Genomic DNA, 14,199 nt, shown 5'->3' with positions numbered 1-14,199 from the left:
AGGATCCGCAACTTCGGTCTCAAGGCGCGTGACCTCGGGTGGCCAAGAACGACAAGTGGGACCGCTGACCATCGCTGCAATATCCAAAAAGCGGGGAGTAGCCGGCCTGTCGTTCAGGGCAGGCCTGGGACGCCGAGCCAGGCCACCAGGAACGAGGCGCCGGCAGCCGCCACGACGACCCTGCTCGCGCCATCCTTGAGCGCGAACACGATCGGGTCGTCGTCGAGCTGCGAGCGACCCGAGACGAGCCACACCCGGGCTCCGAACAGGAAGACCAGAAGCGGGAGCGCCCAGAGCATGCGCGGCAGGGTGAGATGCGCCGCCACGAAGGCTTCCTGAGTCATGTAGAGCACCAGCACCACCACGGCGCCGATAAGGCTCGCCGCCCCGAACGCGAGCAGGAAGGGTGCGTCGCTGGACTGGTATCCGCGGCCGTGCGTGGCCGTCCGACGCTCAACCGCGCGAACCACCTCGGTGTGTCGCTTCGCGAGCGAAAGCGAGAGGAAGAACAGCATCGAGAACGTCAGGAGCCAAGCCGAGAGGTGCACGCCCGAAGCTGCGACGCCGAGCGCGAGGCGGAGGGTGAAAAGCCCGGCCAGCGTCACGACGTCGATGATCGGCTGCCGCTTGAGCAGGAGCGAATAGAGGACCGTCGCGACGAGATAGGCGGCCAGCACCACCAAAGCCGCCGTGCCCGCGACCGCGCCCAGCGCCGCCCCGACCGCCACCAGGATCGCGGCGGCCACATAGCCTTGGGCAGGCGAAAGGGCGCCGCTGGCGAAAGGCCGTCGCCCTTTCGACCAATGGAGCCGGTCGCTCGCCCGATCGAGGATATCGTTGACCAGATATCCGGCCGATGCCGCGAGGCACAACGCAAGCGCAGCTGCCATGCTCGCCAGCGCGATGGTTGGCTGGAACATGACCCCGCCAAGGGCGGGCGGCACCAGGACGAGGACGTTCTTCGCCCATTGATGCGGCCGTACTGCGCGGAATAGAGGATGACCTGGGACGGCGGGAGTCGGCGCGAACTCGGCGGCAAGCTGTTCAAGCCTCGCAAGAGCGGGACTTTCGAGCTGGTCGGCCCTGTCGGCAATGCGAGCATACTCCTCGGGGGAAGAGGATGGGAGGGCGGCTCGGTTCATCACCCTCGATCCTGCGGCACAAGCGTCACCGAAAGGTTGAACCGGTCGTTGGCGGGGGCGCAATCGCGCTGCGTGCCTTCGCGACCTCTGGACACCCGCCCGAATCCGGCGCCTCCGCACGGGTCGCTCGGAGCAGTCTCGCCGTCTCTGGCCGAACCGGGGCCAGATAGGTCGACATGGGGAAGCCACCGAAGCTCGACGAGCGCCAGGCAGAGACGAGATCGCAGCCCGCCGGCGGATTGAGCGGGAACAGCACGGCGCGGGTGATCTCGGCTGCTGGCGTCGCGAGGCCGAGGGCGAAGACGAGCGCATAAGGCACCAGCGCTCTGCGACTGGCCCGTGCCGCCGCCCGGGCCCTCTCGATCACCACCACGGCCAGAAGCGCGAGCGCCGGGATGGATGCCCGCATGGTGAAATCGTTGGAGAAGCCGATCTTGTAGAGCGGAAATGCGAGTAGGAGCACGCCGAGGAGCACGAGCTCGCTTCGCGACGCCTTGTTCCCGGAGCGGGCCAGGAGCCAGAAGAAGGGCGCAAGCTCGACCATGAGGAAGAGCAGGTAGGTAGGAACGAACTCCGGATCCGAGATCAGCAGCTCACGCTCAACCATGCCGCTCCCGAGCGTGAGATAGACCACCGCCGGGAGCGTTGCGGCCCCTACAAGCGCTGCGCCAAGAATGGCCCGCAGGGAAAGCTTTCGGGCGCGGAGGTCGGCCATCGCGGCGAGGATGACGAATGGCACTGCGCCCGCGATGGCAAGCGGCGACCACAGGAGGGCGAGGCACAACCCCGAAAGCACCTGCGGCGAACCGAGCTCACCCTCACGCCAGCGAATGAGCAGGACGGCCGCGAACCATCCGGCGAGTGCATGATGCGGCACCCAGAAGAGCTGGGTCGTGTGCGACGAATACTGAAACAATCCGTTCCAGTGCTCCAGGTGCCACGGCCAGGGCGCAGGTGCCCCGACGGTCGCCGCCTTGGCGGCTTTGGCGAGGAAGATCACGACGTCGGCCCCGCTGAACAGCAGGAACAGCGGGGCGACGACGAGCACGTCACGCAGCCCCGGCCGGCGTCCGGCCATGCGAAAAAGCAGCAGGCCGAGGATTGCCGTGTTCTGGAGAAGAAGCGCCAGATGGGCAGCCCACAATCCCGCGGCCTTCCCGACCAGCGCGGGGACGAGATACATGCCGACGGGCGCGCGGAGCACGAAGGCCCCGCTCTCGAGCAGGTAGCCGGGCGGCCAGGGCAGCCGGACGAGGTCGGCAAGCACTGCGTCGCGAACGACCCAATCGTCGGGCGCGTAAACGATCCTTCCCTGGCCGCCGAGCAGGCAGCCGACCAGCGCGATCATCATGCTGGCGAAGAGAGCCCGCCCGTCGACGGGTTCGCTGCATGCGAATCCGCGCCCCAGAAGCAGGCCCGCCACAAGAAGCGCAGCCGCCGGCAAGCCAATCGAGAGTTGCAGGAAACCGAGGCAGAAGGCGACGAACGGCGTCGCCATCAGAATCACGAGAGCGGCGGAAGGCGGTATGCGAAGGGCGGGCACGGCCTAGGAACCCTACGGGGGCATGGTTAACGGGAGCGCTCCCGCGGCCGCTGTTCCCGTGCGACTTCCGTCGCGTTGCGGGCCGGGAATCCGCGTGCGACATACTCCTTCAGGCCGGGCTTGAAGCCTTGAGACGCGGAGCCAATCCGCGCTTGGCCGTGGATGCTCCACCGGAGCTCAGGGAGGTTGCTGGTGACGGCTCCAGCGCAAGGCGCCGAGGACACGTTCCCCAAGCTGCTCGTGCGCAATGCCCGCATTCGGGGCGCGCGGCCGGCCTTCCGCCACAAGGACCTGGGCATCTGGCAGAGCTGGACCTGGGCGGAGGTGCACGACATCGTGCGCGCCTTCGCGGCCGGGCTCGACAAGCTCGGCGTGGAGCCCGGCTCCAAGGTCGCCATCGTCGGCCAGAACCGGCCGCGGCTCTATTGGGCCATCGCGGCCGCGCAATGGCTCGGCGCCGTGCCGGTGCCCGTCTATGCGGATTCCGTCGCCGACGAGATGGCCTATGTGCTCGACCATGCCGAGGTCACGCTGGCGGTCGCGCAGGACCAGGAGCAGGTCGACAAGCTCCTCTCCGTGTCCGACCGCCTGCCCAAGCTGCACCAGATCCTCTACGACGAGGAGAAGGGCCTTCGGACCTACGATCACACGCGCCTGACCTCGATCGACGATGCGGTGGAGCAGGGGCGGCGCCTTCTCGAAACGCTGCCTGAGTTGGGCGAGAAGCTCGACGCCTCGCTCGCCCGGGCCAAGGGCTCGGACCTGTCCATCATCCTCTACACGTCGGGGACGACCGGCCGGCCGAAGGGCGTGATGCTGACCTTCGACAATGTCAGGCTGGCCGGCGAGATCGGCTCGGCCTTCGACAAGCTCGACGAGACGGACGAGATCATCGCCTATCTGCCCGTCGCGTGGGTCGGCGACCACATCTTCTCCTACGCGCAGGCGATCATCACGGGGCTCTGCGTGAACTGCCCCGAAAGCCCGGACACGGTGGTGGACGACCGGCGCGAGATCGGCACCACCTATGCCTTCGCACCCCCGCGCGTCTTCGAGAACATGCTGACCCTCACGATGGTCCGCATGGAGGATGCCTCGGCCCCTAAGCGGCGGATGTTCCGTTATTTCCTCGACCATGCCCGGAGGGTGGGCGAGCCGATTCTCAACGGCGAGAAGGTCGGGCTGCTGGACCGGCTGATCTATCGGGTCGGCGACTGGCTGATCTATGCGCCGCTGCGCAATCGCTTCGGCCTGTCGAAGATCAAGGTCGGCTACACGGCCGGCGAGGCGATCGGCCCGGAGATCTTCCGCTTCTACCGCTCGATCGGCGTGAACCTGAAGCAGCTCTACGGGCAGACGGAAGCCTCGGTCTACGTGACCATGCAGCCCGACGGCGAGATCCTGGCCGACACGGTCGGCCGCCCGGCCCCGCAGGTCGAGATCCGCATCGACGAGAACGGGGAGGTTCTCTACCGCTCGCCGGGCGTCTTTCAGGCGTATTACAAGGACCCGGACAAGACGGCCGAGACGAAGACGCCGGACGGCTTCGTCCGCTCGGGCGACGCCGGCTTCTTCGACGCGCGCGGGCACCTGAAGATCATCGACCGCGCCAAGGATGTCGGCCGCATGCGGGATGGCGCTCTGTTCCCGCCTAAATACGTCGAGAACAAGCTGAAGTTCTACCCGAACATCAAGGAGGCGGTCGCCTTCGGGGACGGGCGCGACTTTGTCGCCTGCTTCATCAACATCGACCTCGTCGCTGTCGGTTCGTGGGCCGAGCGCAACAACGTCACCTACGCGTCCTACCAGGAACTCGCCGCCCATCCCCGCGTCTACGCGATGGTGGCCGAGCATGTGGACGAGGTGAACCGCTCGCTCGCGGCCGAGCCTCGCATGGGAGGCGCGCAGATCCGCCGCTTCCTGATCCTGCCCAAGGAGCTCGACGCCGATGACGGCGAGCTGACCCGGACCCAGAAAGTCCGCCGCGGCTTCATCGCCGAGCGCTACGCGCCGCTGATCCAGGGCCTGTTCGACGGCTCGCAGGAGGCGAGCATCCGCACGGAAGTGACCTTCGAGGACGGCCGCAAGGGCGTCCTGGCCGGCACGGTCGCGATCAGGGACATGATGATCCACCCCCCGGCCGAAGCCGCGCTCGAACTGGAGAAGGCGGCGTAGATGACGCTAGGCCGCCTCATCGATCGGCGCGACGCCGACCACCAGCTTCTGTCCCAAGGCTTCGAGAGCTTGCGCCAGGAGGGGCAGTTCCGTGGGGTCGAACGGGTCCAAGATGCTACGAAGCTCAAGGTCCGTCTTTCCGCCCAGCATGGCCGCAAGTTCCTCGCGCGTTCGGCTCGATGCCGCGAAGGCCTCCAGAACGGCCAGCTTGGCCGTCACGTCGGGAGCTGGGCTGATGTCGAGGCCGGACGTCCCGCTCGTTTGGGAGGGCTGCGTGGCTATGCCTTGACGCCTTTGGGGCAGCGGGCGTCCGCGCGCCGGGTAGGACAACAGGGCAAGCCCGAGCGCCTCCTGGGCGGCAATGCGGGCCCCCTCGACCGTCTCCGCTTGCGTGACAGCCTCCGGCACGTCCGGAAAACTAACGACCCAATCCGCCTCGTCTCCAGGCTCGATCGTCGCGCGGTAGGTGTAAGTTCTCACTTTGGGTCCTCGCGATCGCTCAGCATCGAGATCGCTCCCGACAAGACCTCAATCAAGCCCGAGCGCCTTCCTGATCTTCGCCGCCGTTTTCGGGTCGATCTCACGGCTGGGCAGCGTCGACACTCGATCACCGATCCAGATCATGGCGTGCCCTCCCTTACCACGCCCTTTGGTCAGCTCGAAAGACAACTCCTTCCGCCGCGCCTCCTCCCGCAAATCTGCAATGAAACGGTCGCGCTTCTGCAAGATTTGACCCCGACGGCACGCTCCATCATCGAGATGCCAGGCAGCATGCGCAAGTGGATACGGCGACCGTTCATCTTGGAGTCTCTTCGATGAGAGCCCCGGACGGACCGCTCATCGTGAAGGGCGAGGTTCTGCTCGCAGTCGAGAATGTCTCGCTCGCCTTCGGGGGCGTGAAGGCGCTGACGGATGTGTCCTTCGACATCCAGAAGGGCGAGATCCGCGCCATCATCGGGCCGAACGGCGCCGGCAAGACCTCGATGCTGAACTGCATCAACGGCTTCTACCATCCGACCGAGGGCGCTATCACCTTTAAGGGGCAGCGCCGGCCCCGGATGCGTCCCTCCACGGCCGCGCGCGGCGGCATCGCGCGCACCTTCCAGAACGTCGCGCTGTTCAAGGGCATGACGACGCTCGACAACATCATGACGGGGCGCTCGCTGAAGATGCACAAGGGCCTCCTCTGGCAGGCGCTGCGCTTCGGCCCGGCCATGGCCGAGGAGGTCGAGCACAGGCGGTTCGTCGAGAACATCATCGACTTCCTGGAGATCCAGGCTATCCGGAAGGTCCCGGTCGGGAAGCTCCCGTACGGGCTGCAGAAGCGCGTCGAGCTCGGCCGGGCGCTCGCCATGGAGCCCGAGGTGCTGCTCCTGGACGAACCGATGGCCGGCATGAACCTCGAGGAGAAGGAGGACATGTGCCGCTTCATCCTCGACGTGAACGCCCAGTTCGGCACGACAATCGCGCTCATCGAGCACGACATGGGCGTCGTCATGGAGCTCTCCGACCGGGTCGTGGTGCTCGAATACGGCCGCAAGATCGCCGATGGCATCCCGGCGGACGTGAAGCGCGACCCGAAGGTGATCGACGCATATCTGGGGGTCGCGCATTGAGTGGGCACTGGTTCGTTACCCCTCCCCGCCCAGCGGGGAGGGGTCGAGCAGGCCGCGGCAGCGGCCGTCCGGGTGAGGGGTGTCTCGCTGAGCCAAGCCCCTCATCCGGTCGCGCTGCCGCGCGACTCGACTTCTCCCCGTCTGCGACGGGGAGAAGAGGGCTTCGCTGATGGACCTCCTCTACAAGATCTTCATCGACCCCTTCGTCCAGATGGGCGGGGCGCCCGATCTCCTGGTCCAGACAATCTGGGAGGGGCTCGTCTCGGGCGTGCTCTATTCGCTGATCGCGCTCGGCTTCGTGCTGATTTTCAAGGCCTCGGGCGTGTTCAACTTCGCGCAGGGCATCATGGTCGTGTTCTCTGCTCTGACGCTCGTCGGCTTGGCCGAGAAGGGCGTGCCGGCCTTCCTGGCGCTGGCGATCACCATCGGGGTCATGTTCGTGCTGGCGGTCGGCATCGAGCGCGTCGTGCTGCGCCCGCTCGTGAACCAGCCCGACATCATCCTGTTCATGGCGACGTTCGGGCTGACCTACCTGCTGATCGGGCTCGGCGAGATCATCTTCGGCGGCAATCCGCGCCGCATGATCACCGAGCAGCTCTACCTGCCGAGCGGCGCCGTGGACCTGCCGATCCTCGGCGGGCTCGTGTCGCTGCAGAAGATCGACATCGCGGCCGCGATCATCGCCTCCCTTGCCGTCGCGACGCTGGCCGTGTTCTTCCAGAAGACGCGGATCGGCCGCGCCCTTCGGGCGGTGGCGGACAGCCACAAGGCGGCGCTCTCCGTCGGCATCTCGCTCAACCAGATCTGGGTCGTGGTCTGGTTCACGGCCGGCATCGTGGCGCTCGCCACCGGCATCATGTGGGGGGCCCGCTCGGAGGTCTCCTTCGCCCTCCAGGTGATCGCCCTGAAGGCCCTGCCGGTTCTCATCCTCGGCGGGCTCACCTCCATCCCGGGCGCCATCGTGGGCGGGCTGATCATCGGCATCGGCGAGAAGCTCGGCGAATTCTACTGGGGTCCGCTCATCGGAGGAGGCGTCGAGTCCTGGCTCGCCTATTTCATCGCGCTAGCCGTGCTGATGATCCGCCCCCAGGGACTGTTCGGCGAGAAGATCATCGAGCGGATCTAGCATCCGCCAGCGGCGCCAAGTCGATGCAGTTCGTTGAGGAACGGCAAAGCATGTTCCTCAACGGCCCATGAGGACCCGGATCGTATGTTGCATCCGGATCCTCGGGGTTTCCTGTCCGGATGTTCTTTCCTTCGCTCCAGGCGGGCGACCTTCTTTTCCTGCTCTCGGTCGCGGCGTTCTCGTTCGGGGCCGGAATTCTGATCGCCGTCAGGCTGTTGACCCGCTCCGCCGGTAGCAGGACGGATTCGCCCGCGGACCTGGAGGAGACCCAGGCCGAGACCCTCTCCATCCTCGACATCCTGCCGGACGCGATCGTGCAGCGCGATCCGGGCGGCCGGATCACGTTCACGAACGCCGCCTATGAGGAGCTCATCGGGACGCGGCGGCGCGGTGGCGATGCCCGGCTGACCGAGTTGGACGTCGTCGAGCGCAGGCCGGCCGAGCAGGTCGGGGATGGCCTCCGCCGAGTGGACGAGGCGATCCGGACCGAAGGCGGGACCCGCTGGTTCAGCTGGGCGGAATCGGACATCGTCGGCCCGGATGGCAGCAAGTCCGTGCTGCGCAGCGGCCGCGAGATCACCGACCGGATCGAGACCGAGGCGGCCCTCGAGGAGGCCCGGACCAAAGCCGAGGCGGCGAGCGAGGCGAAGTCCCGCTTCCTGGCGACCGTGAGTCACGAATTCCGCACGCCCCTGAACGGCATCCTGGGCATGTCGGATCTCCTTCTCGAGACCCAGCTCGAGCCCGAGCAGATCACCTATGTGCAGGCGCTGCGCGGATCGGCGGAGGCATTCCTGTCGCTCATCGAGGAGATCCTGGACTTCACCAAGATCGAGGCCGGCCGGATCGATCTCGTCCGCGAACCCTTCGAGCTGGAGAGCGTCGTCCAGGGCGTGGTCGAGCTCCTCGCGCCGCGTGCTCAGGACAAGGGCACGGAGATCGCCTCCTTCGTGTCCCGCGACGTGCCCAGAATGGTGCGGTCGGACCGGGACCGGCTGCGGCAGGTCCTGTTCAATCTCGCCGGGAATGCGGTGAAGTTCACGGACGCGGGCGGAGTATGCATCAAGGTCGAGCGCGGCATCGGCGAGGAGATCGTGTTCGCGGTCGAGGATACCGGGCCGGGAATCGGCGCAGACCGGCTCGGCACGATCTTCGAGGAGTTCGACCAGGGCGGCCTCGCCGCGGCACGCGGCGCGGGAACCGGCCTCGGCCTCGCCATCACGCGGCGGATCGTCGACCGGATGGCCGGCCGGATCGAGGTCGACAGCATCCCGGGCCGCGGGTCGAGCTTCCGTGTCCGGCTGCCCCTGGAGCCGGCGGTATGCGAGGCCCTGCCGGGCGATGCGGCAAGCGACCTGCGGGTGCTCGTGGTGGGTCCCTCGCCCCACGAGCCGCGCTGTCTCGAGCGACGCCTGCAGGAGGCCGGCGCGGAGACGGCACGGGCGCGTGATCCGGCAACGGCCGGCACGATCATGCGGGCCGCCCGCTTCGACGTCCTTATTGCAGATGCGGCGCTCGGCGAGGCCGCCGTGAAGGAACTCGCGCGCGCCGCCAAGGACAGCGGCGTGACCCGGACGATCGTGCTGCTATCCCCCTTCGAGCGCCGCGATTTCGGCTCCCCGCACGCGGCCGGCTACGACGCCTTCCTGATCAAGCCCGTCCGGGCACGCTCGCTCTTCGAGCGGCTTCGTCCCGGGGCGGGCATGGAGCCGCTTCACGATAGGGGAGCCGCGCCTCTCCCGGCGCCTTCGCCCGCCCTGCCGCCGCTTCGCGTTCTCCTGGCGGAGGACAACGAGGTGAACGCGCTGGTCGCCATGAAGACGCTGCAGAAGCTCGGCACCTTCGTAGACTGGGCGCGAGATGGGAGGGAGGCTCTCTCCCATGCGGAGGCGGCGCTCGCGGGCGACAGGGAGCCGTACGACGTCATCCTGATGGACATGCGCATGCCCGGAATGGACGGCGGGGAAGTGACCCGGCGCATCCGCGAGTTGGAGACCGCAATGGGCCGCGACGAGCGCATCCGCATCGTGGCCCTCACGGCCAGCATCATCGGCGAGCGGGAGCGCTACAGCGAGACCGCCGGGTTCGACGGCTTCCTCCTCAAGCCGTTCACCTTCGAGGCGCTTGCCTCTACACTGCGCGGGAGTACAGGGATGAGCGCCGTCGCGTGAGCGATACCAGCGCGTCAAAAATCCGTCAGGGCCGGGTGGTGTATGACCGTCTCGATCGCGGGACCACGCGGCCGATTCGCTGGAGCACACGCCACCCCATGCCTCCCCCGGCAGAGCGAGATTCGACGGCGCAGCCGCTTTCCATGACGCCCCTTCCGCCGGTTGCCCTGCGCGAGCGCATGCGCGAAACCGCGACGCGTCTTCTTCCGCGCCTCGCGCCCCCGATCGAGCTGCCCCAGGCGCTGGGCCGCCTCGGTTCTCTGGAGGTGCGGCTTGCTTCGGGGGAGCGCGAGGTCAAGCGCGCCCAGCGGCTGCGCTACAAGGTGTTCTATGAGGAGATGTCGGCCGTGCCGGTCGGGCTCGCGGCCCTGAAGCGGCGCGATATCGACGCCTATGACGAGATCTGCGACCACCTGCTCGTCCTCGACCACGACGTGAAGCCGAAGCCGTTTCAGGCCCATAAGCCGAAGGTCGTCGGCACCTACCGGCTGCTGCGGCAGCAGGTGGCCGATGCGCATTTCGGCTTCTACACGGCCGACGAGTTCGACATTGCGCCGCTGCTCGCACGCCACCGCGGCAAGAACCTGCTCGAGCTCGGCCGATCCTGCGTCCTGAAACCGTACCGGAACAAGAAGACGGTCGAGCTCCTCTGGGCTGGGCTGTGGGCCTATGTGCAGCGGCACCGGGTGGACGCGATGATCGGCTGCGCGAGCCTGGAGGGCACCGACCCGGACCGGCTCGCCGTGCCCCTGAGCTTCCTGCATCACTTCGCTGCCGCGGAGCCCGAATGGCGCGCCCGGGCGCTCCCCGGGCGCTACATCGGCATGGACCGGCTCGCGGCCGACGCCATCGACCGCAAGGCAGCGCTGCTGAGCCTGCCGCCCCTCGTGAAGGCGTATCTGCGGGTCGGCGCGAAGTTCGGCGACGGCGCCGTCATCGACCGGCAATTCGGCACGACTGACGTCTTCGTGGTGATGCCCGTCGAGGCGATCAGCGGCCGCTACCTGAGCTATTTCGGCCCGGCGGCGCAGCGCTACGCGGCGTAATTAAAGATCTCAGAGCAAGATCTGCGTCTCGATCGCGTCCGTCGTGACGTGCAACGCCGTTCCGCGGCGCTCCACGAGGCCGGCCTCCTCGAGCGCCTCGACATCCGCTGCGACCCGGGACGGGTCGCGGCCAAGCGCCCGGGCAAGGTCCTCGTTCGAGGCCTCGGGACTGGCATGGAGGTGTCGAAGCAAGGCTAGACGCGGCCCGGACATGATCGCGGAAAGACCTTCCCAGCTCTCGAAGCTGACGACACGATCCTCTACGAGGTCGCCCTGTTCAGCGCGGTCCCAAGCCTCGATGAAGGCTGCCGCATCGTTCAAGGCAGAGCCTCCCACAGCGAGCTTCAGCCTGGACTTCATAGCAGCCCTCCCCGCACCCGCCGGACGTCCGCCAAGAAGTCCGCCATCAATCGCCGGACATCGCTGAACGCGTAGGCCTGCTCTTGATCAGCATAGTGGCGATGATCGCCCTTCCCGCGTTCATTGTCATAGCCGACAAGCCGTCTTCCGCCCTCGCCGTAGTAGAGCGAGTATTTGAGCCGATGGCGCGAGCCGGGCACCCGTGCCGGCAACCTCCAGAGCTTCATCTCCAGTATTCCACCATCGTCATAGATCCGCTTACGGTGGAACAACAGGACGGCCTTCGCCATGTCCGATCATGATCTATTGCGACTGGCTCCGTCAAAGTTCTCCGCCAGCGACGCCAATCCTTCCCGATAGGTCGGATACCGGAACGTCACCCCGAGCTCCTCGCGGACGAGCCGGGACGACACCCGCTTGTTCTCGCTGTAGAAGCTGCGCGCCATCGGGGTCATGTCGGCGTCGTCGAACGCGACCTCCGGCGGCGGCGGCAAGCCGGCGAGATTTGCCGCATGCGCCACGACGTCCTGCGGTGGCGCCGGCTCCTGGTCGGCGACATTGTAGATCGCGCCCGCGCGCGGCTGCTCCAACGAGGCGGCGAGCACGGCCGCGATATCCGCTACATGGATGCGGTTGAAGACCTGGCCCGGCTTCACGATGCGTTTGGCGGTCCCGTCCAGCACCTTCCGGAGTGGCGACCGGCCGGGACCGTAGATGCCAGCCAGCCTGAAGACCTGGACGGGCTTGCCGCTGCGCTGCCCGAGCCGGAGCCAAGCCTCCTCGGCCGCGAGCCGCTGACGCGAGCGCTGGCTGACGGGCCGCGGCGGGGTCGCTTCGTCGACCCAGCCTCCGCCGTGGTCGCCATAGACGCCTACGGTTGAGAGATAGCCGATCCAGGCCAGGCTTGGAGACGCTTCGATCGCATCCGAGAAGCGGGCGAGAACCGGGTCCCCGTCTTCGCCCGGCGGGATGGAGACGAGCACCGCGCGGGCATCCGCCAGATCATTCTCGAGCGCACGCGCATCCCCCTCGTCCGGAAAGACGCGGCCCACGAGCCCCGAGGCGGAGATCCGGTCCGCCTTCTCCCTGCTGCGTGCGGTCGCCACGACCCGGCCGAAGCGGCCCCGCACCTCACTGGCGAAGACCTCGGCCGTATAGCCGCAGCCGAAGGCGACAAGGTTCACGCCGCAGCCTCCAGGCCCGGATGATCGCCGAGCGCTTCGCGCCATTCGGCCCGGACATGCGCGTCCGCTTCGGACGGCAGATGGCTCGCCGCGAGAGCGGATATCTCGCCGGGCGACAGCAGCCTCCCGGCGGCCCAGACCGCCATGGCACGGACCAGGGGGGACGGGTCGCCGAGCAGCCGCTCGGCCTCGGGCGCGAGCGCCGCGTCGCCCGCATTCCCGATCGCGATCAGGACGTTGCGCAGGAAGCGGTCCCGGCCCGTGCGCTTGATCGGCGTGCCCGCGAAGAGCTGGCGGAAAGAGGGATCGTCGAGCCGGGCGAGATCGCGCAGCTTCAACCCCGAGAGCTCGCTCCGCATCGCGAGCCGGGCGTCGTGGGAGGCCGCCGCGAACTTGTTCCAGGGGCACACGGCCAGGCAATCGTCGCAGCCGAATACGCGGTTGCCGATCGCCTCCCGGAATTCGCGCCCGATATGGCCCTTATGTTCGATGGTCAGATACGCGATGCAGCGCCCGGCATCGAGCACGTGCGGGCGCGGGAAGGCCGAGGTCGGGCACACGTCGAGGCAGCGCGTGCAGCTGCCGCAGCTCGGACGCTCCGGCTCGTCGGCCGGCAGGTCGGCATTCGTGTAGATCGCGCCGAGCAGGAGCCACGATCCGTGCTCGCGCGAGACGATCACCGAATGCTTGCCGACCCAGCCGAGCCCCGAGGCGGCGGCCAGCGCCTTCTCCATCACGGGCGCCGTGTCGACGAAGACCTTCACGTCCGCCCCGGCTTTTACGGCGAGGTATCCCGCGAGTTCCTTCAGCCGGCCCTTGATGACGTCGTGATAGTCGCGCCGCGTCGCGTAGGTCGCGAGCGCGGCCCGGTCGTGCTCCAGGAGGGCGTCGAGCGGATCGCGCTCGGGCGCGTAGGACAGACCCAGCATCACGACGGACCGGACCTCCGGCCACAGCCCGGCCGGCGAGGCGCGCCGCTCGGGCATCGCCTCCATCCAGTCCATCCCGGCGTGATGCCCGGCTGCGAGCCAGTCCCGGAGACGTCCCGCCGCGTCCGGTATCCCGTCGCGGGACGCCACCCGGACGAGGTCGAAGCCGAGCGCCTTCGCCCGCTCGGCGAGCTGCGCCTTCAGGTGCTCGCCCGTCAGAAATCCAGGTCCGCGTAGTGCTGGGGCGGGATCACGCCGGGGATCCGCTCCCCGAGGAGCGGACGGAAGGCCGGGCGGGATTTCACCCGCGCGTACCAGTCCTTCGCATGCTCGTCCTCGTCCCATGGCACGTCGCCGAGATAATCCGCGCAGGAGAGATGGGCGGCCGCGGCGAGATCCGCATAGGTCAGGGTGTCGCCCGCGAGCCATCTCCGGGCCCCGGCCAGGTACCCGATATAGCGCATATGGTAGCGCATATTCGCCCGTGCGGCACGGATGGCGGAGGCATCAGGCGACGCGCCGCGCTGGAACCGCTTCAGGATCTTCTCCTCGAGGAGGTAGGACGTGACCTCCTCGAAGAACTTCGTGTTGAACCACTCGACGAGGCGCCGGACCTCCACACGGACGGCCGGATCGGCGGGCAGCAGCCGTCGCCCGTTGAGCCGGGGCCCACGGGTCTCGTCGAGATATTCCGCGATCACGCCCGCACCCGGAACGGCGAGGTCATCCTCGCACAGGACGGGCGTCGTGCCGGAGGGGTTCAGCTCGAGGAAGCGGCGGTCGCGCTCCCAGGGCTTCTCCTCGGCGATCTCGGACGGGATGCCCATCTCGGCGAGCGACAGGCGGATGAAACGGGAATGGGGACAGAACGCGTATTGGTGGAGGACGGCCATACCGGCGGGCACTG

General features: G+C 67.7%; 14 protein-coding genes. 5 read left to right on the top strand and 9 right to left on the bottom strand.

Going from position 1 to position 14,199, the window contains the following annotated elements:
* Positions 1-113: 113 nt before the first annotated feature.
* On the bottom strand, positions 114-1,142 hold the full coding sequence (locus tag ACO2SS_RS04175) for a UbiA family prenyltransferase (RefSeq protein ID WP_423276327.1): 1,029 nt from the start codon (positions 1,140-1,142) through the stop codon (positions 114-116).
* Positions 1,143-1,167: 25 nt separating this feature from the next.
* Entirely contained in the window at positions 1,168-2,640 is a 1,473-nt protein-coding gene (locus ACO2SS_RS04170) for a hypothetical protein (RefSeq protein WP_423276326.1), read from the bottom strand.
* A 207-nt stretch (positions 2,641-2,847) separates the two neighbouring features.
* Between ACO2SS_RS04170 and ACO2SS_RS04165 the strand changes: the two genes are divergently transcribed.
* Positions 2,848-4,860 carry an AMP-binding protein gene (locus tag ACO2SS_RS04165; protein ID WP_423276325.1) on the top strand — a complete coding sequence of 671 codons (2,013 nt, stop codon included), beginning with the start codon at positions 2,848-2,850 and terminating at the stop codon, positions 4,858-4,860.
* Positions 4,861-4,866: 6 nt separating this feature from the next.
* Here ACO2SS_RS04165 and ACO2SS_RS04160 read toward each other — a convergent pair whose 3' ends face one another.
* Both ACO2SS_RS04160 and ACO2SS_RS04155 read right to left on the bottom strand, forming a co-directional pair.
* Complete coding sequence (locus ACO2SS_RS04160; protein ID WP_423276324.1) at positions 4,867-5,340, bottom strand: type II toxin-antitoxin system HicB family antitoxin; 474 nt, start codon at positions 5,338-5,340, stop codon at positions 4,867-4,869.
* Positions 5,341-5,388: 48 nt separating this feature from the next.
* Positions 5,389-5,586: a hypothetical protein gene (locus ACO2SS_RS04155; protein ID WP_423276323.1), complete on the bottom strand. Its 198-nt coding sequence runs from the start codon at positions 5,584-5,586 to the stop codon at positions 5,389-5,391.
* Positions 5,587-5,675: 89 nt separating this feature from the next.
* Between ACO2SS_RS04155 and ACO2SS_RS04150 the strand changes: the two genes are divergently transcribed.
* From ACO2SS_RS04150 to ACO2SS_RS04135, 4 genes are all read left to right on the top strand, one after another.
* Complete coding sequence (locus tag ACO2SS_RS04150) at positions 5,676-6,476, top strand: ABC transporter ATP-binding protein (protein WP_423276322.1); 801 nt, start codon at positions 5,676-5,678, stop codon at positions 6,474-6,476.
* A gap of 169 nt (positions 6,477-6,645) precedes the next feature.
* Entirely contained in the window at positions 6,646-7,602 is a 957-nt protein-coding gene (locus ACO2SS_RS04145; protein WP_423276321.1) for a branched-chain amino acid ABC transporter permease, read from the top strand.
* Between the two features lie 119 nt (positions 7,603-7,721).
* Positions 7,722-9,773, top strand: a complete 2,052-nt coding sequence (locus ACO2SS_RS04140; RefSeq protein WP_423276320.1) for an ATP-binding protein — start codon at positions 7,722-7,724, stop codon at positions 9,771-9,773.
* Positions 9,774-9,952: 179 nt separating this feature from the next.
* Complete coding sequence (locus ACO2SS_RS04135) at positions 9,953-10,819, top strand: GNAT family N-acetyltransferase (RefSeq protein ID WP_423276794.1); 867 nt, start codon at positions 9,953-9,955, stop codon at positions 10,817-10,819.
* A 9-nt stretch (positions 10,820-10,828) separates the two neighbouring features.
* Here the strand turns inward: ACO2SS_RS04135 and ACO2SS_RS04130 are convergent, their stop codons facing one another.
* Genes ACO2SS_RS04130 through ACO2SS_RS04110 form a run of 5 tightly spaced genes read right to left on the bottom strand, consistent with a single transcriptional unit; the run spans position 10,829 to position 14,185 of the window.
* Positions 10,829-11,140 carry a MarR family transcriptional regulator gene (locus tag ACO2SS_RS04130; RefSeq protein ID WP_423276319.1) on the bottom strand — a complete coding sequence of 104 codons (312 nt, stop codon included), beginning with the start codon at positions 11,138-11,140 and terminating at the stop codon, positions 10,829-10,831.
* Between the two features lie 35 nt (positions 11,141-11,175).
* Entirely contained in the window at positions 11,176-11,469 is a 294-nt protein-coding gene (locus ACO2SS_RS04125; protein ID WP_423276318.1) for a toxin-antitoxin system TumE family protein, read from the bottom strand.
* A 6-nt stretch (positions 11,470-11,475) separates the two neighbouring features.
* Positions 11,476-12,363, bottom strand: coding sequence for an SDR family oxidoreductase (locus tag ACO2SS_RS04120; protein ID WP_423276317.1), 888 nt, complete (start codon positions 12,361-12,363; stop codon positions 11,476-11,478).
* Positions 12,360-13,496, bottom strand: a complete 1,137-nt coding sequence (queG, locus tag ACO2SS_RS04115; RefSeq protein ID WP_423276793.1) for a tRNA epoxyqueuosine(34) reductase QueG — start codon at positions 13,494-13,496, stop codon at positions 12,360-12,362. The genes ACO2SS_RS04120 and queG overlap by 4 nt, the downstream gene beginning before the upstream one ends.
* An 11-nt stretch (positions 13,497-13,507) precedes the next feature.
* Positions 13,508-14,185 carry a glutathione S-transferase family protein gene (locus ACO2SS_RS04110; RefSeq protein ID WP_423276792.1) on the bottom strand — a complete coding sequence of 226 codons (678 nt, stop codon included), beginning with the start codon at positions 14,183-14,185 and terminating at the stop codon, positions 13,508-13,510.
* Positions 14,186-14,199: the final 14 nt, after the last annotated feature.

The sequence above is a fragment of the Enterovirga sp. CN4-39 genome (assembly GCF_049446235.1).
Classification (GTDB): Bacteria; Pseudomonadota; Alphaproteobacteria; order Rhizobiales; family Beijerinckiaceae; genus Enterovirga.
The sequence above is the reverse complement of the archived record's forward strand: the minus strand, read 5'-3'. Positions and strand labels throughout refer to the sequence as shown.

What these genes read in the sequence shown, in the direction of transcription:
- ACO2SS_RS04125 (WP_423276318.1), bottom strand. Translation starts at nt 11,469, where the DNA reads ATGGCGAAGGCCGTCCTGTTGTTCCACCGTAAGCGGATCTATGACGAT.
- ACO2SS_RS04165 (WP_423276325.1), top strand. Translation starts at nt 2,848, where the DNA reads ATGCTCCACCGGAGCTCAGGGAGGTTGCTGGTGACGGCTCCAGCGCAA.
- ACO2SS_RS04175 (WP_423276327.1), bottom strand. Translation starts at nt 1,142, where the DNA reads ATGAACCGAGCCGCCCTCCCATCCTCTTCCCCCGAGGAGTATGCTCGC.
- ACO2SS_RS04150 (WP_423276322.1), top strand. Translation starts at nt 5,676, where the DNA reads ATGAGAGCCCCGGACGGACCGCTCATCGTGAAGGGCGAGGTTCTGCTC.
- ACO2SS_RS04140 (WP_423276320.1), top strand. Translation starts at nt 7,722, where the DNA reads ATGTTCTTTCCTTCGCTCCAGGCGGGCGACCTTCTTTTCCTGCTCTCG.
- ACO2SS_RS04110 (WP_423276792.1), bottom strand. Translation starts at nt 14,185, where the DNA reads ATGGCCGTCCTCCACCAATACGCGTTCTGTCCCCATTCCCGTTTCATC.
- ACO2SS_RS04170 (WP_423276326.1), bottom strand. Translation starts at nt 2,640, where the DNA reads ATGGCGACGCCGTTCGTCGCCTTCTGCCTCGGTTTCCTGCAACTCTCG.
- ACO2SS_RS04135 (WP_423276794.1), top strand. Translation starts at nt 9,953, where the DNA reads ATGCGCGAAACCGCGACGCGTCTTCTTCCGCGCCTCGCGCCCCCGATC.
- ACO2SS_RS04145 (WP_423276321.1), top strand. Translation starts at nt 6,646, where the DNA reads ATGGACCTCCTCTACAAGATCTTCATCGACCCCTTCGTCCAGATGGGC.